We start from the raw sequence: 22,693 nt of genomic DNA, 5'->3' as shown, positions 1-22,693 counted from the left end.
CGTTATTTTAACGGATGAGACAGCCAGTGTAATCGCTCTAGGTCACACTTCGGGTCTAAGTTGTTGCTAAATTGTCAATCTAATTAGTGATTTGAATTACTGACTTTTCGCTCAGTATCACAACGCGCGTGCAAATTGAGCTCAAATGCTCTCGCCCATTTCGATGCGATTTGATTGCTGAGGGCGTTGAGACACAGACGCAGGTTTCTTTCTTCGAGAGTAAGGGTGTGACTTTAATGCCATCAACACAGAAATGACTCACACTCAGATCGCTTTTAATCCCTGTGAGTCTGTATGGGAAGCTGCGATGTGTTCAAACTGCGTTTCAATGGCAATAAATGCATCAACCACTAGTGGGTCAAAGTGCGTTCCTGATCCTTCAACAATAATCTCCCTTGCTTTTTGGTGAGAGAAAGCAGGTTTATAAACACGCTTAGAGATCAGTGCATCATAGACATCAGCAACCGCCATCAATCGGCCAGAAAGTGGAATTTCCTCACCCACTAGTCGATTCGGATATCCACTCCCATCCCACTTCTCGTGATGGGTCAAAGCAATTTCTTTCGCAACAACCAAAAACGAGTTAGAGCCCAGTTGCTGTTCTGCAGCTGAGAGAGCATCCGCGCCAATTTGTGGATGGTTTTTCATTATATCAAACTCTTCATCTGTCAGTTTACCCGGCTTCAGTAAGATGCTGTCGGGAATACCGACTTTACCGACATCATGCAGTGGTGCTGATTTATGAAGGAGATCAATATAGTCAGGAGTCAAAGTGCTTGCCCAAGAAGGAGAGTGGCTCAGATACTCAGCCAATGCTTTAACGTAGTTTTGTGTACGAATAATATGTGCGCCAGTTTCATTATCCCGAGACTCAGCAAGGGAGGATAAACTGGTGATAGCAACATCTCGCGTCAGCTTTAACTCGTTTTGACCCTCTTCCAGTTTGTCTAGCATGCTATTGGCATACGTAGCAATTACGCTCAGTTCATCATTGCCAATAACTGGGACTCGGGAATGAATTTGACCACCCGCTACTCTTTCAAGAGCTTGCTGTTGAATCTCAAGTTTACGTGAAGTGAGCTTCCCTGAAGAGCGAACAATAGCCAGCGCATATCCCCCCAGAATCACGGAAACAAAAATCAATTCTTTGATTACGCTTATCTTTCCCGATCCATCTTGCACAAACTCTGGGTTATGTTCGAGCCAAAAGATGTCTTTTATCGCCACGCTAGAAAGCGATACCGTGAGTACTGTCAGCAGCAACATAACAAACAAGATTTGGTGCTTAAAACTGGCGCTTTTCGTCACATTATTAGCGGATAAACGTGAGGTGTTTTCTTCATTACTCAGCGCAGTAAGCTGTTTAGATAATTCAAGGAGCGCGCCACTAAAAAAGCCAAATAACGTTAAGCCAAAGATGACCTTGAGGTTGCTATCAAGAGTGAAGTCATAGAGAAGGTTATAAAATAGAGCAAAAGGAAGGCTGACAGCGAATAGCAAGCCCGAGTCGAGCTTGGTTAGATTAACACTGCCCCGTCGCTGAAAGATCAACGTTTGTCGAATCGTGAAAGTAAGCAGAAAAACACTTACTGAGTGCAGCATTATCACGCTTAGCGGCAAGGTGTCGAGCATAGGGCAGATTAAGCCGCCATAAAAACCAAAAATAATGGCGGCAATCAAGTAGTACTGTAGAGCCAGGCGATCTTGAAAGGTTTTTATTAGCATTTTTACAAACTTCAGCAAGCAATGTGAAAATCGAACATATCACGGCATGAGATTCAGGGCGAGATTTGGGGGGCATATGAGGGCGCATAAATGCAAAAAAGCAGCTATCCCTGAGGGGTAGCTGCTTTTATATCAATAAGTTAAGGCTTGTAGATTAGTTCATGCCGTACTTTTTCAGTTTCTTGCGAAGAGTACCGCGGTTGATACCCATCATGGTTGCTGCGCGCGTTTGGTTACCGCGAGTGTACTGCATGATGGTGTCTAGTAGTGGCTGTTCTACTTCAGCTAGAACTAATTCGTAGAGTTCTGTGACTTCTTGGCCGTTCAGTTGTGCCAAGTAGTTTTTAAGAGATGCTTTAACAGAGTCACGTAAAGGCTTTTGAGTAATCTGGTCTTGCGACGTTACTGTAGTTACTGTTAATGCTTCTGAAGTCAGATTTTGTTCGAACATATTCGGTCTAGCTCTTCTCTTAATTATGATGCAACGTTAAACCCGCATGGCTGCGCCGTAGCGACCGCCAATTAGGCTAAATCAAAATACCCTTCTAACGCTTCAAGTTGCAGCTCGGCTACATCAATGGCGTTGAAGGTCCGGCGAAACTCACTTGCTTGTTCATGCTCTTTTAGGTACCAACCCACGTGCTTACGCGCGATGCGTGGACCTAAATACTCACCATAAAACTCATGGAGAGCGTTCACATGACCGAGCAGGATGTCTTTCACTTCCGAAACCGGAAGGTCAGGCATCGTGGTACCGTTTTCCAAATAGTGTTGGATTTCCTGGAAAATCCACGGACGACCTTGGGCAGGGCGTCCAATCATTAAGGCGTCCGCACCGGTGTACTCCAGTACGTGTTTGGCTTTCTCTGGGCTATCGATATCACCGTTCGCGATAACCGGTATTGAGATGGCCTCTTTTACCGCTTTAATGCTGTCGTATTCGGCCTCACCTTTGTACATACACGCTTTGGTTCTGCCATGCAGCGCCAAGGCCTGAATGCCGCAGTCTTCGGCTAATTGAGCGATCTGGACACAGTTTTTGTTGTCTGTATCCCAGCCTGTGCGAGTTTTGAGTGTCACAGGGACATCCACTGCGTTGACCACCGCTTTCAGAATCTCTTCGATGATGTCTGGAAACTTGAGCAGCGCAGAACCCGCGAGCTTTTTATTCACTTTTTTTGCTGGGCAACCCATATTGATGTCGATGATTTGCGCACCGTTCTCAACGCTAAATTGCGCTGCGTCGGCCATCAACTGTGGATCGGCACCCGCAATCTGCACAGAGCGAATGCCCGATTCGCCTTCATGCACCATGCGTTGCTTAGATTTGGACGTTTTCCATAGTTTCGGATTGGACGACATCATTTCACTGACGGCCATGCCTGCCCCATATCGAAGACACAACTCACGGAACGGTCTATCCGTGACACCCGCCATAGGCGCGACGATGAGATTGTTCTTAAGTTGGTAGTGTCCGATTTTCAAAACGTCTTCACAGCTTCTGTTCGATGAATAGTCCCCAGCAAGGGCGCGCATTTTACGCATTTTTTTACGCCGTGAAAAGACTAATATTTGAGCATTGACAATTTGTTTTGTTAAATTGTATGAAATTCAGTCAATTAGCCTTGAAAGTCTTATCTAGCCTTGCTTGCGACCTGCTATGCGGCACCACTCACTCTGCTCTTTGATAGGATCAATGTGAAACTCATCACGGTAATAGTCGGCCACATCTTCCGCTTGGGTGTCGAGGACGCCAGACATCGCGAGCTCGCCATTTGGCTTAACTAAAGACTTGATGATGGCAGAAAGCTCACGCAGCGGACCGGCCAAAATGTTCGCCACTACGACGTCGGCAACCAGACCTTCTGGTTGATCTTGAGGAAGGAAGACATCGAGTTTGTCGGCCACACCGTTACGCTCTGCGTTGTCTTTTGAGGCGAGCAGGGCTTGAGGATCGATATCAATGCCGATGACGCGCTCTGCGCCCAGTTTGATTGCTGCAATCGCTAGAATGCCTGAGCCACAACCAAAGTCGATCACGGTTTTGCCCGATAGATCCAGGCTCTCTAGCCACTCTAGGCAGAGCGCCGTGGTGGGGTGAGTACCGGTACCGAATGCGAGGCCAGGGTCCAGCATCACATTGATTGCGTCTGGCTCTGGGACATCTCGCCAGCTTGGGCAAATCCACAAACGCTCACCAAACTTCATTGGGTGGAAGTTGTCCATCCATTCACGTTCCCAGTCTTTGTCTTCAAGCTGTTCCACTTTGTACGCAAACCCTTGAGGAAGCAGGCCGCTTTGCGTCATCTGTGCCAGCACAAAATCGGTGTCCGCTTCGGCATCGTAAAGTGCCAGGATGTCGGTGTCGCCCCACAAACGCGTTTCACCCGGCAGTGGCTCGAAGACCGGCGTATCGTGCGCGTCTAAAAAGGTGACCGATAGGGCGCCGGTCTCTTCCATTAACATGTCGCCGATCTGTTCAGCGTTTTCGTTGGTCGCGTTGAGTTTGATTTGAATCCAAGGCATGGTCTGGCTCTGCTCGATAAAAAGGAAATTGGCGCAGAGTGTAGCAGAATTGAGCGAGAGGGGGGAGTTGCTAGTTCCTAGTTGCTAGTTCCTAGTTTCTAGTTTCTAGAGGGGACTGTGAAGAGTAAAAACGCCCAGCGGTGGGCTGGGCGTTAGGAGAGAGCGTTGTCACTCAGAGAATTAGTGGTTTAGACCGAGCTTTTTCTCTAGGTAATGAATGTTGGCACCGCCGTGTTGGAAGTTTTCATCATTCATGATCATCTCTTGCAGTGGCACGTTGGTTTTGATGCCTTCGACGATCAGTTCGCCGAGTGCATTCTTCATGCGTGCGATCGCGACATCACGGTTCTCACCGTAAGTGATCAGTTTGCCGATCATCGAGTCATAGTGCGGTGGCACTGTGTAACCAGAGTAGATGTGCGATTCCCAACGTACGCCCATGCCGCCAGGGGCGTGGAAACGCTCAATTTTACCTGGTGAAGGTAGGAAGCGCTCTGGGTCTTCGGCGTTGATACGACACTCAATCGCGTGGCCGCGGATTTTGATGTCATCTTGCGTGAACGACAGAGGTTGACCTGCAGCAACACGCAGCTGCTCTTTGATGAGGTCGATGCCAGTGACCATTTCAGTGACTGGGTGCTCAACCTGAATACGGGTGTTCATCTCGATGAAATAGAACTCGCCGTTTTCGTACAAGAACTCGAACGTGCCTGCGCCGCGGTAACCGATTTCGATACACGCACGGGTACAACGCTCACCGATGTACTTACGCATTTCAGCCGTGATGCCCGGTGCCGGTGCTTCTTCGACCACTTTTTGGTGACGACGCTGCATAGAACAGTCACGTTCACCAAGGTGGATAGCGCCGCCTTGACCGTCTGCGATGACCTGGACTTCAACGTGACGAGGGTTTTCAAGGAATTTCTCCATGTAGACCATGTCATTGTTGAAGGCCGCTTTCGCTTCTGCGCGCGTCATGGCAATGGCTTGCACCAAGTCTTTTTCAGCACGGACCACACGCATACCACGACCGCCGCCGCCGCCAGAGGCTTTGATGATCACTGGGTAGCCGATGCGTTTGGCGTGGGCTTTGTTTTTGTCTTCGTCGTTGTCGAGCGGGCCATCTGAGCCAGGTACACAAGGTACGCCCGCTTTTTTCATTGCGGTGATGGCTGACACTTTGTCGCCCATCATGCGAATGGTCTCGGCTTTTGGACCGACAAAGATGAAGCCGCTGCGCTCAACTTGCTCAGCGAAGTCTGCGTTTTCCGACAAGAAGCCGTAACCTGGGTGGATAGCGACCGCACCGGTCACTTCTGCCGCAGAAATAATACGAGGAATATTGAGGTAACTGTCGATACCACGTGCAGGGCCGATACAGACGGTCTCGTCTGCCAGCAGGACGTGTTTAAGATCGCGGTCAGCCGTTGAGTGGACGGCTACCGTCTTGATACCGAGCTCTTTACAAGCGCGAAGGATACGAAGTGCGATTTCACCTCGGTTCGCGATGACTACTTTATCTAACATAACAGAGGGCCTCTATTATTCGATAACAACAAGCGGTTGATCGAATTCTACCGGTTGGCCGTCTTCAGCAAGGATGGCAGTCACGACGCCAGATTTATCGGCTTCGATTTGGTTCATCATTTTCATCGCTTCAACGATACATAGCGTATCGCCGGCATTCACTTTCTGACCAACTTCAACAAACGCTTTCGCATCTGGGCTTGGTGAACGGTAGAAAGTACCGACCATTGGAGAAAGAACCTGGTGACCAGACACCGCTGCTGGTGCAGACTCTTGAGCCGCAGGGGCAGGTGCAGCGGCTGGCGCTGGCGCCGCAACCGGTGCTGGCGCGGCTGCGTATTGGATAGGAGCAGGCTGCGCAGGCGCTGCAACGCCGTGACGACTGATGCGTACCGACTCTTCACCTTCAGAGATCTCTAGCTCAGCAATGCCAGACTCTTCAACTAATTCGATAAGCTTCTTAATTTTACGGATATCCATTGTGTCTTTCTCTTTTATCTTGTGAATAAGACAGCGCCTAAAGGCGCTGCAGAGTAGTGAGTATCGGCGTCCATGTGTCCGCCGCGTGTTGTCTTGTTACGCCGACTTGAGCTTGTCTATCGCTGCCATCAACGCAAATTGGTAACCTTGTGCACCTAAACCACAAATCACCCCCACTGCTTTATCAGACAGGTAAGAGTGATGACGGAAGGGTTCACGTGCGTGCACATTGGATAAGTGCACTTCAATAAAGGGAATCGCGACGCCGAGCAGCGCATCGCGCAGCGCGACACTCGTATGAGTAAAGGCCGCTGGATTGATGATGATAAAGTCCACCTCGTTGAGCGACGCGTGGATTTTTTCAATCAGTTCATACTCTCGGTTTGACTGCAAATGCTCCAGTTCGACATCCGCTTGCTGGGCTTGTTCCATCAAGCTATCGACAATGTCCGCTAAGGTGTGAGAGCCATAGTGGGCAGGCTCTCTTAGCCCAAGCAGGTTGAGATTTGGACCATTTAGGACAAGAATGCGTGATTTTGCTGTCATTGTGTCGCTATCTTCCTAGTTATTGAGATGAACTCAAATATTCCCACATTATCAAGGATAGGGCATGTCATTTTTAATGCAAACGATGCCGAATCTTTGAAATTGACCAAGATTATAGCTAATTCAGCGCATTTAGCAGCAATTTACTGGTCTAATCACCTGTAGGGGAGCCAGGAAGTGGGACGAGGATCTAGGCTTGATGCCTTCTCGCGCATGAATAAGAGTGGGATAAGAGTGGAAGTGGGGAGGTAAAAACGCCGCGCTTATTGTAAGCGCGGCGGGTAATTTTAGTTCCTAGTTCCTAGTTCCTAGTTCCTAGTTCCTAGAGCGGCGAGAGTGTTGGAGTGGTCACCCTCTAGGAACTCGCCTCTAGGAACTATCTTCTAGGAACTAGGCACTCGCCTCTAGGCACTCAAACCAACTCTGCTTTCTCTTTGATGAGCTTGTCGACCACGCTTGGGTCGGCCAAGGTAGAGGTATCGCCGAGGTTACTGGTGTCTCCGGTGGCAATCTTGCGCAGGATGCGGCGCATGATTTTGCCCGAGCGGGTTTTCGGTAGCGAATCGGTCCAGTGCAGCACATCTGGGGTGGCAATTGGGCCTATCTCTTTTCTTACCCAATCTTTGACCTCTTTGTGCAGCTCGGCAGAAGGGAACTCGCCGTCGATGAGCGTCACGTAGGCGTAGATGGCTTGGCCTTTAATGTCGTGCGGAATGCCAACAATCGCCGCTTCGGCAATCTTCTCGTGCGCAACGAGCGCTGATTCAATCTCAGCGGTACCCATGCGGTGACCGGAGACATTGAGCACATCATCGACACGGCCGGTGATCCAGTAATAGCCATCTTCATCACGACGGGCGCCGTCGCCGGTAAAGTACATGCCTTTGAAGGTGGAGAAATAGGTTTGCTCAAAACGCTCGTGATCGCCATATACGGTGCGCATCTGCCCCGGCCATGAGTCGAGGATCACCAAGTTACCTTCAGCGGCTTGCTCTTCAATCACGTTGCCCATGTTATCGACCAGCGCAGGTTGAACGCCAAAGAAAGGACGGGTCGCCGAGCCGGGTTTGAGGTCCGTTGCGCCCGGTAGTGGCGTGATCAAAATGCCGCCGGTTTCGGTTTGCCACCAAGTATCGACAATCGGAGATTGTTCATTACCTATGGTTTTGTAGTACCACTCCCACGCTTCTGGGTTGATGGGTTCACCGACCGAGCCCATGATGCGTAAGCTGTCGCGTGAGGTGCCTTCGATGGCTTCATTGCCTTTCGCCATCAAAGCGCGAATCGCGGTGGGCGCGGTGTAGAGAATGTTGACTTGATGCTTGTCGACCACTTCGCTCATGCGGCTGGTGTTGGGATAGTTAGGCACGCCTTCAAACAAAATGGTTTTGGCGCCATTGGCGAGCGGGCCATAAATCAGATAGGTGTGACCGGTAATCCAACCCACATCGGCGGTACACCAGAAGGTTTCGCCCGGTTGATAGTCAAACACGTATTTGAATGTCATGGTGGCGTAGACGAGGTAGCCGCCTGTGGTGTGCAGCACGCCTTTGGGTTTGCCCGTTGAGCCTGAGGTGTAGAGGATAAAGAGCGGATCTTCGGCTTTCATCTCTTCCGGTGGGCAGTGATCAGAGGCTGCGGCGGTGGCTTTGTGCCACCACACATCGCGGTGATCGTGCCAATCAATGTCGCCGCCTGTACGTTTGAACACCACCACTTTTTCAATCGTTTTCACTTCGGGGTTGGTGAGCGCTTCATCGACGTTTTTCTTCAAAGGCACCGCACGACCGCCGCGCACGCCTTCATCGGCGGTGATCACCACTTTGGCGTCGGAGTCAATAATACGGCCAGAGAGCGCTTCCGGTGAAAAGCCGCCAAACACGACGGTGTGCACCGCGCCAATGCGGGTACAGGCCAGCATGGCGATCGCCGCTTCCGGTACCATTGGCATGTACAGACAGACCACATCGCCTTTGTGTACGCCTTGCTCTTTCAGGGCGTTAGAGAAACGGCACACCTCTTGGTGCAACTCGTTAAACGTGAGTGTTTTGTCGTCTGCCGGGTCGTCCCCTTCCCAGATGATGGCGACGTCATCGCCGCGCTCAGCCAGGTGGCGGTCAATACAGTTTGCGGAGACGTTCAGTGTGCCATCTTCAAACCAGCGAATATCGACGTGGCCGGTATCGAACGAGGTGCTTTTGACTTTAGTGAAGGGTTTGATCCAATCCACCACTTTGCCGTGCTCGCTCCAAAACGCGGTTGGGTCCGTGACCGATTGCTGGTACATGGCAAGGTAGGTGTCATTGTCTGCGTGGGTCGTGGCTTTGATGTTCTCTTTGACTGGATACACGTGGGCTTCACTCATGGCTAATCTCCTTATGCTCTGCTTGGGCTTGCCAAGCAAAGGTGTCCTGTTTGTTGTCGTTTTAAACGGTGAGCGTTTGAATTACTGTTCACTTTCGGCCACCGCCCTCGATTCGACAATTAGACTTTAGGATGAATGGGCGAGATATCGGTGGCCGTGGTCGGCGTAATGGCGAACTTTGCGATCTCGCGCACTCTCCTTGTGTACGTTCTTCTTGCTTACGTTCAGCGTGAGACGTAGGGCAAGTTAAGGCTCGGTAGGTCGCCGTGGGTTAAACGCACAAACACCATCGCTGCGGCGATGGCGTCTTGCAGCGCGTCATGGCGGTTTTGCAGCGGCAGATCGAGGTGTTTGCAGATGGCATCGAGACTCAAATCGAAATAGGCGTTGGGTAGGTGCTTTTCCAGCTTGTCGTGGTAGATCTGACTCACTTCGATGAGTGGGTTGGGCAGAGGAAAGCCCAACTGCTTACGACACGCTAAGTCGAGGATCTTCTTGTCGTAGCGGATGTGATAGCCTACTAAAGGCCGATTGCCGATAAAATCGAGCAGTTTGATCAGAGCGCGCTTTTCATCGATGCCATCGAGCAAGTCTTGGTGGCGAATGTGGTGAATTTTCACTGAGCCCGAGTCGAGCGATTGCGGCGCGCGTAGGCGCACTTCAAAGGGCGCACTGGTGAGGATGCGATTGTCGATGATTTTGGTCGCCGCAATGGTGACTAGCTCGGCGCGGTTGGGGTCCAGGCTGGTGGTTTCACAATCGAGTGACACGTACTCCCCTTTTTGCAACGCGCCAAATAACGATTGGTAGGGGCTGCCTTTGAGTTTGTAGTACCAGTAACGACGCATCAATAGGTTCATGGATGACCTCAATCTCGGATCTGGTAGTGATAGCTGAGAAACTGCTTAAATTTCTTCACCACGTGCAAACTGTGGCGCAGCAGATCGCGCTCGGTGCGATCGAGCTGTTTGAGGTCAATTCGGTTGTGGGTGTGTTGGTTACCAAGCTGCTGATGAAGGCGCAGTTTAAAAAACAGTTTCAGCGCTTCACTGAGGTTGTCGGCGGTATCGGGCTCGAGGATTTTCTTGCGCGCGAGGCTTTCGATGCGTTCAAAGGTGTTGTGCTCTTCAATGCCGTATTCTAGCGCCAAGGTACGAATACCATGCACGATGGGGAAGATGCCGCCACTTTTCAGATCGACCCCCTGTTTGTCGGTTTTGACGTTGCCAAACAGCGTCAGCGGCAGAGAGAATTGCAGCGCCGGACGACAAAAGTCCTGCAGCGCCAACATGTTGTTGAACATCAAGCGATGAAGGTGTTCCATGATGGGGTCGAGGAGCGTGAGATTGCCCGCCACCGCATGCGCATCACTGAAAATCGCCAAGTTCATGATCTGCTCGGCACTGCTCGCTTTGGCCCAGCGGCTCAACGTGGCGCTCCATTGCGATTGGCTTTTGACCCACTGCGGATTGTTGACCATCACATTGCCCGGGCAGAGCGGATAACCCAGCTGCTGCAAGGTATGGGTCAGCTGTTGCATGACGGCTTCACACTGCGGCCATTCGAGGTCGGGGGCGAGGATAAGCGCGTTGTCTTGGTCGGTTTTTAAGATCTGCTCCCCACGCCCTTCTGAGCCTAAAACGATCAAACAGCAGTGATCGTGAAGGGCGGGAGGAACAATCAGTTCAAAGGCTTTCTCAATAATTTGTTCATTAACGGCAGAAATCAGCTCCATGATAAAGCGGGTGCGAATACCATTGCCAAGCAGGCTCTCGACCAAGTGGCGCTGGCGGTTCGATGCGAGCGCGAGCTCTTCGACACTGCTCGCTCTGGCAATGCTCAAACTCAACACATGTGAGTGAGTGGAAAAGGCGCTGAGGATTTGCGTCATATCCAGCATGCCGACCGCTTCTTTGCCATCGGCGACCATCACGCGCTTCATGCGTTGACGCGTCATTTTGATCATCGCATTAAACAGAAACTCGCCATCGTCGACATGGATGACAGGAAAGGTTGCGATCTCGCCCACTGGGGTGTCGAGCGGGTGGTCATCCAACATGACCGCATGGAGCATATTGGTGCGCGTGACAATGCCAAAGGGCAGCTCATGAGGGCGGTCGGCAAGCCTTGGGTCACCCTCTTCTAACCGCACCAGCGCGGCATCAATAGCGTTCTCTTTGAGTGTGCGCGTCACCTCATTGAGCGGCATGTTGGGGGCAATCACCATCGGTGGATGATAGATGGCTTTATCGACTTTGGTCAGAATGAACTCGGCCAAGTTTTGCTGCTGCTGCGCGGCTTCAATTAACGCCTGACGGCGCGCCAGATTGGTATCAAAATAGGCGGCGAACTGGCCATTCTCGTTGTAGAGCGACATAAAGGTCGCTTTGGGCAGCAGGTAAGCGAGGGTATCTTCTAGCGCCACGTAATGGTGCTTGGATTGGCCATCAAACAGGCCGCGCACATCAAACAAGTCATCATTGGCGTAGTGAGCAAAAATTTCGTTGCCATCCTGCGAGCGCTCTTCCACCGCGCCTTTGATCAAAATATGCAGATGCTCCACACGCGCGCCGGGCCTAATCAAGCTCTCCTTTGTGCGGAAATAGGCGACATCCAGCGCCGAGCGCAGCTCGGTTTGCTGCGCTTCACTCAGCCTATCAAACGGCGGTGACTGCATATTGAATTTATCAGGCATAGCGGCTCTACACTCTCGCTCTACAGTTCGGGGTAGGTGAATAAATAAAGTGTGCGCGATCAGCGTATAAATGCCAGACGACTTTGGTCTTATAGGGGGCAAGTTCCTAGTGCCTAGTTCCTAGTGCCTAGTTCCTAGAGGGGCCACTTCCACCCTCCACCCATAACCCCTACCCAAAAACTCGTTACTAATACGGTTGGTTACGTATAATGCACGCTTACCATTGATTTCTTATGATTCGGATGTTTCATGCCCTGTTTTACTCGGACATCGATGTGGTTGTTCAGTGTGTGGCTTGGCACTGTGTCGGTATCCATGCCGCTTGAGTCTGCGCCATTTTGTGAAAAAAGTGCCGACTACGCGATTTATCTCAGTGGCATTCGCACCGGAGAGATGCATCGGGTGGAGCGCTGGCAAGGGCAAAGCGCGACGGTCTCTTCACAAAGTCATGCCAGCATTTTAGGCATAGGCACTCGCTATGATCAAACCGCGACATTGGTGTGGTCAGAGGCGAGCCAAAGCTGGCTGACCACCTCGTTTCATCAGAAGGTGTCGGGGTTTCGCAGCCGAGACATGAGCGTCGATTTTTCTAGCGATGGTACGCAGACTCGCGTTAACCTGGATGGGCAGATTCACCACTATGACAATGGGGAGGCCCCACTGCGCGACGTCGATACCTTATCGATACAAATTCGTCAGCACATCAAAAATGGCGAGCAACGCTTTTCATTGACGCGCCAAGCCTCTGATGGCCCCGAGCCCTATCAGTATCAAGTCCTCTCTCCAACCCGCATCTCTGTTGGGATTTGGGGCGAGATAGCGGTGATTCCCGTTGAACAAACCGGGGAAGAGCGCATCACTTTCTGGTATGCCCCTGCACTCGACTACCAGTTAGTCAAAGCCCGCTATCACGGCTTTTTGCTACAAGGCAGCGCCGAACTCCAGCATTTTCATAATGGGTGTAAGAAGAGTGCCGAGTTTCTAGTGCCTAGTTCCTAGAGGTCTGATTCTAAGAACTCGGCTCGTGCTTCTAGCAACCCACTTCTAGGATCTAGGCACTCGCCTCAAGGAACTCCCCCATATTCAGGAAACACTTTGGTGAGAAATGTTCCCTTTTTATTCCATGCAAACGCGGTCATAATGCCGCCGTTATCTACTCCCTTATCCTGACTGAGGTTTGCATGTTCACTCCTTCTCCTTATGGTTGGATCTCACAATATTTTGCGGGGTTCTTTTTTGCTTATGGCGTCTATTTGCCGTTTTGGGCGCTGTGGTTTGAAAACCAAGGAGTGACGCCGACCGACATTGGTGTCTTGGTTGGGATTGGCTTTGCGACGCGCTGCGTGGCGAACTTGGTGTTAACGCCGCGCATTCATAAGGTAGAGCACTTGATGCCGGCGCTGCGTTGGTTCAGTTTGGCGGGGCTGCTGTTTGTCGGTTTCCACTTTTTTACCGGCGGAAGTTTTTGGTTAATGGCGCTGGCGACGGTGTTGTTTAACCTTTGCTGCGGGCCGATTGTGCCGCTCTCTGATGCGATGGCCAACTACTACGCGCGGCTCAATAAGCTCGATTATGGTCGCACGCGCTTGTGGGGCTCGATTGCCTTTATTGCCGGCTCGACCGTGGTCGGGTTTATGGTTGCCCATTTTGGCAGCGACATGATTGTGTTGACGGCGATGGCGGGCATGTTGGCGGCTTGGCTAATGAGTTTAAGGCGCATCCAGCCTATGCCGGTGACCAGCGATGTCAGCGCAGGCGTGAGACCGAAACTGATGGAGCTGCTGCGTGAAGGGCCAGTGGTGAAGTTTCTCCTGCTGGTGGCGCTGATTCAGGGCAGTCATGCGGCGTACTACAGCTTTAGTGCGATTCATTGGAAAGCGGCGGGGTACTCCGAAGACATCATCGGCTATTTGTGGAGCTTAGGGGTGGTGGCGGAAGTGGCGGTGTTTGCCCTGAGCAAGCGACTGTTTTCTGGTTGGTCACTGCGCGCTATGTTTGCTCTCGCCTCAATCGGCGTGATGGTGCGTTGGGGCATGACGGCATCGACGACGCTACTGCTCGCTTTGGTGCTGATTCAACTGCTGCACGGCGTGACCTTTGCGGTGGCGCACATTGCCGCGATTCAATACATCCAACACTCCGAGCAGAGAAAAATGGTGGCGCTGCAAGCCTTGTACAATGCCATTCCGCTTGGCGCTGTGATTGCCTTGATGACGACCTTAAGCGGCTGGGGCTTTGAGCACTGGGGCGCGAACGTCTTCTGGGCGATGGCCTTGATGGGCGCTGTGTCGCTATTTATCAAAGTGGCGCCACAAGAGAATCCTGTGACCTCTGAGCAATTTGTCAATGAAGCACAATCCGCCAAGGAAGCAGAGCCGCAAGAGGGAGAAAAAGCCACGGAAAGCGGCGCGTAAAGCACAGAATTTACTCAAGTCGATTGAGTTGCCGCCAGCAAATTCGTTTAATAAGTTAACCCTTATCGCTCACCTCACTGGCGCGGCGATGGGGAGTACCGATAAACGACGATAAGGATATCGAATGCAAGGTTGGTTGGTGATCGCGGTTTCGCTTCTCTATCTTGGTCTGCTTTTTTTGATCGCATGGTATGGCGATAATCGCGTTAAGTGGTTGTCGCGCTGGCGGCCTTGGGTCTATAGCCTCTCGATAGCGGTTTACTGCACCTCGTGGACGTTTTATGGCACCGTTGGTCAGGCGAGCAGCAATCCTTGGTCCTTTCTGCCTATCTATGTGGCGCCGATTCTGGTCTTTACCCTCGGTTGGCGCGTCCTCGCTCGCTTGGTGATCACCGCCAAGCGTGAGCATATTACTTCGATCGCCGATTTTATCGCGGCTCGTTATGGCAAATCTCAAGGGCTAGCAGTGGCGATCACCTTTATTGCTGTGATTGGCATTTTGCCCTACATCGCGCTGCAACTGCGTGGCATTACCATGGGGCTAGAGATCATCGCGCCGAGTGTGAGTGAGGATTTCGCCCGCTTTGGTTTTGATGTGTCCTGGTTTGTGGTCGGGGCGCTGGCGGTGTTTACCATGCTGTTTGGTACGCGTCATATTGATAATACCGAGCACCACCGCGGTATGATGATGGCGATTGCGTTTGAGTCGCTGGTCAAGCTGGTGGCGTTTTTAGTTGTCGGCTGTTTTATTCTCTATCTCGCCTTTCGTCGCAGTGACATTCAGTTGATGGCGATTGCCGCCGAGACGTATCAATCCCCCAATATCCCGACCTTGCTGATCCACACCGCCCTGACCATGATGGCGATCGTCTGTTTGCCACGTCAGTTTCATACCATGGTGGTGGAGAACGAACGCGCGCAAGATTTGCATACCGCGCGCTGGCTCTTCCCGCTCTACCTGGTGTTGATGGGACTGTTCGTGCTGCCGATTGCGTGGGTCGGCCAAGGCATCTTAAGCGGCGAAAGCCCAGATACGTATGTGATCAGCTTGCCGATGGCGGTGGGCGCGCAAGATTTCGCTCTGCTGGCGTTTTTGGGCGGCACCTCGGCGGCCAGTGGCATGGTGATTGTCTCGACCATCGCGCTGGCGATCATGGTGTCGAATGATATGGTGATGCCATTGCTGCTGCGTCGGATGCGCCTCTCGCATCGTAACCATCGTCACTTCTCTGGCTTGCTGCTGATCATTCGTCGCGGCTTGATTTTACTGCTACTGCTTGGCGCTTGGGGCTTTTATCAGGCGCTGGGCAGCATTCATTCGCTCTCTGCAATTGGCTTTCTCTCGTTTGCGGCGATCACCCAGTTTGCCCCAGCGCTGATTGGCGGTATGTACTGGCGTCAAGGCAATCGCAAAGGCGTCTATGTCGGGCTAGGTTTTGGTTTTACCTTGTGGCTGATCACCTTGATGAGCCAAACCGGCATCTTAGCGGGGGATGCACAAAGCAACTTCCTGTTGTGGATCATCACACCGCCAGAAGGGTTGGCATCACTGGGCATTGCGCGCTCTGATTGGGGGATGTTGCTGAGCATCAGCGCTAACCTGTTCTTCTATTTGCTGGTGTCGAGCGTCACGCGCTCGAGCCTCAGTGAGCGGTTACAGTCAGCCTCTTTTATCGGTACGCCGCTGCCAGAGAGTGAGAACATGAGCCTCTACCAGAGCCGAGTGACGGTCGGTGAGCTGGAAATGCTTGCCTCACGCTTTGTCGGCAGGCAGCGGGTGCGCAGCGCGTTTCGTCAATATTGGCAGCAGCAACGCGAGACACTGATGCCTAATCAGCAAGCGCCTTCGACCTTGATTCGCCATACTGAGCGGGTGCTGGCCGGCGTGTTTGGTGCCTCGTCAGCGAAGTTGGTGCTCACCTCTGCGCTGCAAGGGCGTAACATGCAGCTTGAAGAGGTGGCGACCATTGTCGATGAGGCATCCGAGCTGTATGACTTCAGTCGCGGCTTGCTGCAAGGGGCGATTGAGCATATCGGCCAAGGCATTGCTGTGGTGGACAAGCAGTTGCGTTTGGTGGCGTGGAACCAGCGTTATCTTGAGTTATTTGAGTTTCCGCCCGGCTTGATTCAAGTGGGTAGGCCAATTGCCGATGTGATTCGCCACAACGCCGAGCAGGGACTGTGTGGCCCCGGTGACCCAGAAGATCACGTTCGCAGGCGGGTGTATCACTTAGAACAAGGCACGCGTCATACCTCTTCACGCGTGCGGCCCGATGGGCGCGTGATTGAGGTGCAAGGCAATCCGATGCCCGGCGGCGGTTTTGTGATGAGTTTTACCGACATTACCGTGTTCCGCGACGCCGAGCAGGCGTTGATCGACGCCAATGAAACCCTAGAAGAGCGCGTTCGAGAGCGCACCTTTGAGCTGGAAAAACTCAACAAAAAATTGGTCAGTGCAACCCAGCGTTCCGAGCGCGAATCGCAGTCCAAATCACGCTTTTTGGCCGCGGTGAGCCACGATTTGATGCAGCCGCTCAATGCCGCGCGCTTGTTTGCCTCCTCCTTATCTGAAGTGACGAAAGCTGACTCGGTCTCTATTTCTTCTTCGACTGCTATGGAGGAGGGGAAAGAGTCCGAGGCGCAGCGTCTTGCTCACCATATCGAAAGTGCCCTTGGCGCGGCAGAAGATTTGATTGGCGATCTGCTCGATATTTCGCGTTTGGAGTCTGGCAAGCTGGAAGTGCACATTCACCCCTTTGCGCTCAATGATGTGCTCTCCAACCTTAATGCCGAGTTCAGCGCTCTGGCGAAAAAGCAAGGCATCGACTTTCGCATGATGCCGAGTGATTTGGTGGTCGAATCGGACCCTAAACTGCTGCGCCGCGTGGTGCAAAACTTCCTCACCAATGCGTTTCGTTACAACCCACAAGGCAAGGTGGTGCTCGGCGTGCGCCGCATTCAAGGTGAGGCACGCATTGAGGTGTGGGATAACGGCGTGGGGATTGATGAAGACAAGCAGCAAGAGATCTTTGAAGAGTTTAATCGTGGCAGCCATGCCCAAGATGGCCAAGGGCTACGCGATCAAGGGTTGGGTCTCGGGCTCGCCATTTCCAAAGGCATCGCGCATGTACTCAATCATGAAATAGGGATGCGTTCATGGCCTGGGCGTGGCAGCGTGTTCTCGATTCGTCTGCCGCGCGCGGTGCATGCCAGCCCAGCTCCTGCGCCTGCCGCTGCGCCGAGTGTTGGCGATCTCAGCCACTTGCGCGTGCTGTGTGTCGATAACGAAACGGATATTCTGGTCGGGATGGAGACACTGCTTGGCCGCTGGGGATGTGAGGTGCGCAGCGCCACCGATCTGGTCAGCGCGCTGGCGGCGATGGACGAGCAGTGGCAGCCGGATGTGATTTTGTCCGATTACCGTCTCGATCACGGCCGAACGGGTTTAGAAGTGTTGCAGCAATGTCGCTTGCGACTGGGCGCGCGATTTAAAGGGGTGATCATCAGCGCCGATCGCACCCAAGAGATGATGCAAGGCATCGAGTCGAGCGGATTTGCGTTTATCGCCAAGCCGGTCAAACCGTTGAAATTGAGAGCCATGCTGAATGGGCTTTAGCCTGACGGAAAATTCATCGGTGTAAACGAAAAGGGAAAGCGAACATCGCTTTCCCTTTTCGTTCATGGTTCCTTTGCGGCCCATCATTCATTGCCAGTAAACAAGGTCTCATAGGTCACAAACGCCGTTTGGGTGTCACCGTAGTAGAGGGTACCATCGGATTGCGCCGCGACGCGCAGCCAGCTCTCTTGGGAGGCGGGGCTGGGTAGGGTGATGAACCACTGTTTACCTTCACTGTCGGCGCGTTGCATGTCGACGGGGGGCGTGGTGGTGTCGATGTTATTCACTAGTGAGAGTTTGACCCCTTGCAGTGGGTGCAGCGAACTCATTGAGAGTTCTAACGTCTCTTCGGTCAACTTTTCAGAGCGAAACTTAATTTTGAACTCGCCATTTTCCATGTCACACAGACCGCTGGTATAGCGGCAGTTGGATTTGCTGACCAACTTATACGCTTGGCCCTCTTTGGCGGCGTGTGGCTTTTCACTCACGGCCAAATCGGTACCGAAATAGGCGATGATGGAGAGAATCGGGGCAATCAATAGAGCAATGATAAAGTGTTTATTTTTGAACATCTTGGCTTCCTTGCAACAGCTCCAAGTTTTTCTTTACAAAAGTAAGTTAACCCAATTTGAAGAATAAAAAAGCCCCAAACGGGGCTTTTGTGGTAGAGGTTAAGGATTAATGGTCAACCGCTTCGCCAGCACCGGCTGGAACACGCACGTGCTCGACCAAATCTTTCACTTCTTGTGGCGTTTCTGCAGTCACTTTCGACACCGCGAACGCGACGATGAAGTTGACGACAGCACCGATGGCACCAAAGGCGTTAGGCTCAATGCCTAGGAACCAGTTGCTGCCCCAGCTCTCTAGGTAAGTCCAGTCAGAGATAAACAAGATACCCTTGTGCTGGAATACGTAGAACAGCGTGATGGTGATACCGGCGATCATGCCTGCAATCGCGCCCTCTTTGTTGATGTTCTTGCTGAAGATACCCATCATCAATGCTGGGAAGATCGAGGAGGCGGCAAGACCAAAGGCCAAGGCGACCGTACCTGCGGCAAAGCCGGGAGGATTGAGACCAAGATAACCCGCCACCGCAATGGCGACGGCCATGGATATCCGGCTCGCCATCAGCTCTTTCTTCTCGGAGATGTTCGGGTTGATGACCCCTTTGATCAAGTCATGGGAGATGGCGGAGGAGATCGCTAATAGCAAGCCCGCAGCGGTCGACAGTGCCGCCGCAAGACCACCGGCAGCGACTAATGCGATCACCCAGTTAGGCAGTTTCGCAATCTCAGGGTTGGCCAATACCATGATGTCGTTGTCCACTTTCAGTTCGTTAGTGGCAGCGCTCGATGTGTATTGGATATAGCCATCGTTGTTTTTGTCATCAAAGCCAAGTAGGCCGGTTTTTTCCCAGTTCTTAAACCAGTCAGGACGCTCATCATAAGCCAGATGTTGGCCTGGCGCTGGGTTCACTGTGTCCATCAGGTTCAAGCGAGCCATCGCCGATACGGCTGGCGCTGTGGTGTAAAGAATTGCGATGAACACCAATGCCCAACCGGCAGAGGTACGCGCATCACGCACTTTTGGCACCGTGAAGAAACGGATGATAACGTGCGGAAGACCTGCCGTACCAATCATCAGTGACATGGTGTAGACGAACATGTTGAGGGTATCGCCCCGCACTTGGGTGGTGTACTCGGTGAAGCCGAGTTCGGTCACCACTTGATCGAGCCGGTCGAGCAGATAGACATCCGTACCGGAGAGGGTACTACCTAGGCCAATTTGTGGCAGAGGGTGCCCGGTCAGTTGCAGAGAGATAAAGATTGCAGGGATAGTGTAAGCAAGAATGAGTACGCAATACTGAGCAATCTGCGTGTAGGTGATGCCTTTCATGCCGCCCATAACCGCGTAGACAAACACGATACACATACCGATCAACAGGCCAGTCGAGTAGTCCACTTCCAAGAAGCGACCAAACGCCACGCCCACGCCTTTCATCTGACCGATAACGTAGGTCACCGATGCGATGATAAGACAGACAACCGCCACCACGCGCGCGGTGTTGGAGTAGAAACGCTCACCGACAAACTCAGGTACGGTGAACTTACCGAATTTACGTAGATAAGGGGCGAGCAGCAGCGCGAGAAGCACGTAGCCGCCCGTCCAACCCATTAAGAAGACGGAGCCGCCGTAGCCCATAAAGGCAATCAGACCCGCCATCGAGATAAACGACGCCGCTGACATCCAGTCCGCTGCCGTCGCCATACCATTGGCAATCGGGTTAACCCCGCCACCTGCGACATAAAACTCTTTGGTTGACCCAGCGCGTGCCCAAATCGCAATCCCGATATAGAGGATAAAAGTGGCACCCACAACAAGGTACGTGATTGTTTTCAAATCCATCTGAGTGACTCCTTACTCATCCACGCCGAATTCACGGTCCAGTTGGCGCATCTTCCACGCGTAGTAGAAAATAATGCCAAGAAACGCATAGATGGAGCCTTGCTGGGCAAACCAGAAGCCGAGTTTGTATCCACCGATTTGAATTTCATTCAGTACGTCGACAAATAATATGCCGCAGCCAAAAGATACGACAAACCAGATGACCATTAAGGTGATCATCAGTTTTACGTTTTTATCCCAGTAGGCTTTGGCTCTTTCCTGACTTTCGAACGCCATTGCCGCCTCCTTACGATTTCGCTAGTTAAATGGGGTGTTCGGTTAACCTGCTTTTGAGGTTAGCGCTTGTTAAAAAAATGTTTCACCATGTACATTAGCAAGGCAATGGGCGAAAAACCTTTCAACTTTAGTCGGGGCGATAACGACAAAAAGCGCCCTAAAATGGGCGCTTAGCGAGGTTTACTGATAATTTTGTGATGTTAATAACTTGTTAAGTTAGCCAAAGGTCTAATGTCTTGAGCAAAGAATCGTTCAATCAGTGTCGATTTGTTCACCGACAATTTGCATATGTTGACAATTTCTCGCTACTGCCAAGAGGGAACTATGGGTAGAATAACTCATTGACTCCAATTGTATTTAAGGAGGGTAAAGCTTGACAGTAGATATGATTAATGGACTGTTTCTCACTGGGACGCTTCTTCTTGTTATCAGTGTGTTATTCAGCCAGCTCTCCTCGCGCCTGGGTGTGCCGATCCTCGTGTTGTTTCTCTGCGTCGGTATGCTGGCCGGTCAAGACGGCCCGGGAGGCATCAAGTTTGACAGCTACTCCACTACCTATCTGGTCAGTAACTTAGCCCTGGCCATCATCTTGCTCGATGGTGGCTTGCGGACTCGGCTCAGCAGTTTTCGGCTCGCTTTTTGGCCCGCGTTCTCTTTGGCCACCTTTGGCGTATTTTGTACCACGTTTCTCACTGGTTTGCTCGCCACCTGGCTCTTCAATCTCACTTTGCTACAAGGCTTGCTGCTTGGCGCGATAGTGGGTTCCACTGATGCAGCGGCGGTCTTTTCACTCCTTAAAGGGCGCAGCATCAATGAACGGGTGGGCGCGACGTTGGAGATTGAATCAGGCACCAATGATCCGATGGCGGTGTTTCTCACCATTACCTTGATTGCGGTACTGGCGGATCCAACCGCGGTGCTCAGCGTTGGGTTCGTGTCACTGAGTTTTATGATGCAGTTTGGTATCGGCATCGCCCTTGGGCTTGGTGGCGGCTGGTTGTCTTTGCAAATCATCAATCGCATCCAATTACCAGAAGGCATGTACCCGATTCTGGTTTCGGGGCTTGGCGTTGGGCTGTTTGCATTGTCGAATACCTTGGGCGGCAGCGGTATTCTCACCATTTATCTGTTTGGTTTGCTGCTGGGTAATTTGCCGACGCGCTCAAAACACTCGATTTTGAATGTCATGGATGGACTGACATGGTTTAGCCAGATCATCATGTTTGTTGTGCTTGGTCTGTTGGTCAATCCGAAAGATTTACTCGACATCGCACTGCCGGCACTGGTGCTCGCCTTCGGCATGATTTTATTTGCTCGCCCTATTGCGGTGTGGCTCAGTTTGCTGCCGTTTGGCAAGTTTCGCTCCAGGGAGAAGTGGTTTTTAAGTTGGGTCGGATTGCGCGGCGCTGTGCCGATCATTTTGGCGGTATTCCCTTTGATGGCTGGGCTGCCCAATGCGCAGATGTATTTCAATATCGCCTTTTTCGTCGTTATGGTCTCGCTGATCGTGCAAGGCGTGAGTTTAACCAAGGCGGCCAAGCTGGCCAAAGTAGAGCTGCCACCTCAGCCCGCGCCGGTGGCACGGGCAGGGATCGAGATTTTCCCAACCAGCAATTGGGAGCTCTATGTTTATCGCTTGGAAGCGGAGAAGTGGTGTATTGGTGAGCCACTGAGTAAGTTGGCGATGCCTGATGGAACGCGGATTGCGGCGCTGTTTCGTCAGCGAACTTTGCTCCACCCATCGGGCAGCACTGTGCTGCAAGCGGGCGACACTTTATGCGTGCTGGGCCGAGAAGAGAACCTTGAGCCGTTAAGCCAACTGTTTAGCACTGCGCCTTTGGCGGAAACTCAAACCCGTTTCTTTGGTGACTTCTTTTTTGCCGCAGAGGTTTCGCTTAGCGATGTGTGTCAGCACTACGGCATTGATGTGCCTGTTGAATACGCGACGTTCACGCTAAAGCAGTTGGTGGCGGAGCAACTGCCCCATCAAGTGGTGCTTGGTGACAGTTTTGATTGGCAGGGGCTGAGGTTTGTCATCTCCAAAGTGGAGAACTACGAAGTGACGCAGTTGGGTCTGTGCCTTCCGGACTCGCAAGAGCCAGAGTAGAGTTGGCCTG

Annotated in this window: 17 protein-coding genes; 4 read left to right on the top strand and 13 right to left on the bottom strand. The window is 52.1% G+C overall.

Annotation, left to right across the window (positions count from 1 at the left end; translation table 11 throughout):
• Positions 1–264: 264 nt before the first annotated feature.
• The 10 genes from AC6R10_RS18560 to AC6R10_RS18515 form a co-directional block, all read right to left on the bottom strand.
• A complete protein-coding gene (locus AC6R10_RS18560) occupies positions 265–1,725 on the bottom strand; it encodes an HD-GYP domain-containing protein (protein WP_500673145.1) in 1,461 nt (486 codons plus the stop codon).
• Positions 1,726–1,879: 154 nt separating this feature from the next.
• Entirely contained in the window at positions 1,880–2,176 is a 297-nt protein-coding gene (gene fis, locus AC6R10_RS18555; protein WP_000462885.1) for a DNA-binding transcriptional regulator Fis, read from the bottom strand.
• 71 nt (positions 2,177–2,247) lie between these two features.
• Positions 2,248–3,210, bottom strand: coding sequence for a tRNA dihydrouridine synthase DusB (dusB, locus tag AC6R10_RS18550; protein ID WP_334554981.1), 963 nt, complete (start codon positions 3,208–3,210; stop codon positions 2,248–2,250).
• Positions 3,211–3,363: 153 nt separating this feature from the next.
• A complete protein-coding gene (prmA, locus tag AC6R10_RS18545; protein ID WP_334554717.1) occupies positions 3,364–4,251 on the bottom strand; it encodes a 50S ribosomal protein L11 methyltransferase in 888 nt (295 codons plus the stop codon).
• Between the two features lie 180 nt (positions 4,252–4,431).
• Positions 4,432–5,778 (bottom strand): acetyl-CoA carboxylase biotin carboxylase subunit, encoded by a 1,347-nt coding sequence (accC, locus tag AC6R10_RS18540; RefSeq protein WP_487902789.1) that lies wholly within the window; start codon positions 5,776–5,778, stop codon positions 4,432–4,434.
• Positions 5,779–5,793: 15 nt separating this feature from the next.
• Entirely contained in the window at positions 5,794–6,258 is a 465-nt protein-coding gene (gene accB / locus AC6R10_RS18535; protein WP_487902788.1) for an acetyl-CoA carboxylase biotin carboxyl carrier protein, read from the bottom strand.
• 96 nt (positions 6,259–6,354) lie between these two features.
• Positions 6,355–6,804: a type II 3-dehydroquinate dehydratase gene (aroQ, locus tag AC6R10_RS18530; RefSeq protein ID WP_334554711.1), complete on the bottom strand. Its 450-nt coding sequence runs from the start codon at positions 6,802–6,804 to the stop codon at positions 6,355–6,357.
• A 412-nt stretch (positions 6,805–7,216) separates the two neighbouring features.
• Positions 7,217–9,169, bottom strand: a complete 1,953-nt coding sequence (gene acs / locus AC6R10_RS18525) for an acetate--CoA ligase (RefSeq protein ID WP_500673144.1) — start codon at positions 9,167–9,169, stop codon at positions 7,217–7,219.
• A 224-nt stretch (positions 9,170–9,393) separates the two neighbouring features.
• A complete protein-coding gene (locus AC6R10_RS18520; protein ID WP_487902786.1) occupies positions 9,394–10,029 on the bottom strand; it encodes a 3'-5' exonuclease in 636 nt (211 codons plus the stop codon).
• Positions 10,030–10,037: 8 nt separating this feature from the next.
• The gene (locus tag AC6R10_RS18515) at positions 10,038–11,864 is read right to left on the bottom strand and encodes a DUF294 nucleotidyltransferase-like domain-containing protein (protein WP_500673143.1); all 1,827 of its coding nucleotides are present in this window, start codon (positions 11,862–11,864) and stop codon (positions 10,038–10,040) included.
• Between the two features lie 273 nt (positions 11,865–12,137).
• Between AC6R10_RS18515 and AC6R10_RS18510 the strand changes: the two genes are divergently transcribed.
• The 3 genes from AC6R10_RS18510 to AC6R10_RS18500 all read left to right on the top strand — a co-directional run bounded on the left by AC6R10_RS18510 (position 12,138) and on the right by AC6R10_RS18500 (position 17,894).
• Positions 12,138–12,863 (top strand): hypothetical protein, encoded by a 726-nt coding sequence (locus AC6R10_RS18510; protein ID WP_500673142.1) that lies wholly within the window; start codon positions 12,138–12,140, stop codon positions 12,861–12,863.
• 182 nt (positions 12,864–13,045) lie between these two features.
• Positions 13,046–14,278 carry a 3-phenylpropionate MFS transporter gene (locus AC6R10_RS18505; RefSeq protein ID WP_500673141.1) on the top strand — a complete coding sequence of 411 codons (1,233 nt, stop codon included), beginning with the start codon at positions 13,046–13,048 and terminating at the stop codon, positions 14,276–14,278.
• Positions 14,279–14,402: 124 nt separating this feature from the next.
• On the top strand, positions 14,403–17,894 hold the full coding sequence (locus AC6R10_RS18500; RefSeq protein WP_500629839.1) for a hybrid sensor histidine kinase/response regulator: 3,492 nt from the start codon (positions 14,403–14,405) through the stop codon (positions 17,892–17,894).
• Between the two features lie 83 nt (positions 17,895–17,977).
• On the opposite strand, the gene AC6R10_RS18495 is transcribed toward AC6R10_RS18500, so the two are convergent.
• The 3 genes from AC6R10_RS18495 to AC6R10_RS18485 form a co-directional block, all read right to left on the bottom strand.
• Positions 17,978–18,466, bottom strand: coding sequence for a hypothetical protein (locus AC6R10_RS18495; RefSeq protein WP_500673140.1), 489 nt, complete (start codon positions 18,464–18,466; stop codon positions 17,978–17,980).
• A gap of 106 nt (positions 18,467–18,572) precedes the next feature.
• Complete coding sequence (locus tag AC6R10_RS18490; protein WP_334554695.1) at positions 18,573–20,300, bottom strand: sodium:solute symporter family protein; 1,728 nt, start codon at positions 20,298–20,300, stop codon at positions 18,573–18,575.
• Between the two features lie 12 nt (positions 20,301–20,312).
• Positions 20,313–20,576, bottom strand: a complete 264-nt coding sequence (locus AC6R10_RS18485; RefSeq protein ID WP_500673139.1) for a DUF4212 domain-containing protein — start codon at positions 20,574–20,576, stop codon at positions 20,313–20,315.
• Between the two features lie 385 nt (positions 20,577–20,961).
• Here AC6R10_RS18485 and AC6R10_RS18480 point away from each other — a divergent pair, with 385 nt between their 5' ends.
• Positions 20,962–22,683 (top strand): potassium/proton antiporter, encoded by a 1,722-nt coding sequence (locus tag AC6R10_RS18480; RefSeq protein ID WP_500673151.1) that lies wholly within the window; start codon positions 20,962–20,964, stop codon positions 22,681–22,683.
• Positions 22,684–22,693: the final 10 nt, after the last annotated feature.

It is taken from the genome of Vibrio sp. R12-SG2-ISO1, assembly GCF_059834045.1.
Note: the sequence above shows the minus strand (reverse complement) of the source record. Positions and strands in the feature narration are given on the sequence as shown.

What these genes read in the sequence shown, in the direction of transcription:
- AC6R10_RS18490 (WP_334554695.1), bottom strand. Translation starts at nt 20,300, where the DNA reads ATGGATTTGAAAACAATCACGTACCTTGTTGTGGGTGCCACTTTTATC.
- accC (WP_487902789.1), bottom strand. Translation starts at nt 5,778, where the DNA reads ATGTTAGATAAAGTAGTCATCGCGAACCGAGGTGAAATCGCACTTCGT.
- acs (WP_500673144.1), bottom strand. Translation starts at nt 9,169, where the DNA reads ATGAGTGAAGCCCACGTGTATCCAGTCAAAGAGAACATCAAAGCCACG.
- AC6R10_RS18510 (WP_500673142.1), top strand. Translation starts at nt 12,138, where the DNA reads ATGTGGTTGTTCAGTGTGTGGCTTGGCACTGTGTCGGTATCCATGCCG.
- AC6R10_RS18560 (WP_500673145.1), bottom strand. Translation starts at nt 1,725, where the DNA reads ATGCTAATAAAAACCTTTCAAGATCGCCTGGCTCTACAGTACTACTTG.
- accB (WP_487902788.1), bottom strand. Translation starts at nt 6,258, where the DNA reads ATGGATATCCGTAAAATTAAGAAGCTTATCGAATTAGTTGAAGAGTCT.
- AC6R10_RS18520 (WP_487902786.1), bottom strand. Translation starts at nt 10,029, where the DNA reads ATGAACCTATTGATGCGTCGTTACTGGTACTACAAACTCAAAGGCAGC.
- AC6R10_RS18515 (WP_500673143.1), bottom strand. Translation starts at nt 11,864, where the DNA reads ATGCCTGATAAATTCAATATGCAGTCACCGCCGTTTGATAGGCTGAGT.
- AC6R10_RS18505 (WP_500673141.1), top strand. Translation starts at nt 13,046, where the DNA reads ATGTTCACTCCTTCTCCTTATGGTTGGATCTCACAATATTTTGCGGGG.
- AC6R10_RS18480 (WP_500673151.1), top strand. Translation starts at nt 20,962, where the DNA reads ATGATTAATGGACTGTTTCTCACTGGGACGCTTCTTCTTGTTATCAGT.
- AC6R10_RS18485 (WP_500673139.1), bottom strand. Translation starts at nt 20,576, where the DNA reads ATGGCGTTCGAAAGTCAGGAAAGAGCCAAAGCCTACTGGGATAAAAAC.
- AC6R10_RS18500 (WP_500629839.1), top strand. Translation starts at nt 14,403, where the DNA reads ATGCAAGGTTGGTTGGTGATCGCGGTTTCGCTTCTCTATCTTGGTCTG.
- aroQ (WP_334554711.1), bottom strand. Translation starts at nt 6,804, where the DNA reads ATGACAGCAAAATCACGCATTCTTGTCCTAAATGGTCCAAATCTCAAC.
- AC6R10_RS18495 (WP_500673140.1), bottom strand. Translation starts at nt 18,466, where the DNA reads ATGTTCAAAAATAAACACTTTATCATTGCTCTATTGATTGCCCCGATT.
- prmA (WP_334554717.1), bottom strand. Translation starts at nt 4,251, where the DNA reads ATGCCTTGGATTCAAATCAAACTCAACGCGACCAACGAAAACGCTGAA.
- fis (WP_000462885.1), bottom strand. Translation starts at nt 2,176, where the DNA reads ATGTTCGAACAAAATCTGACTTCAGAAGCATTAACAGTAACTACAGTA.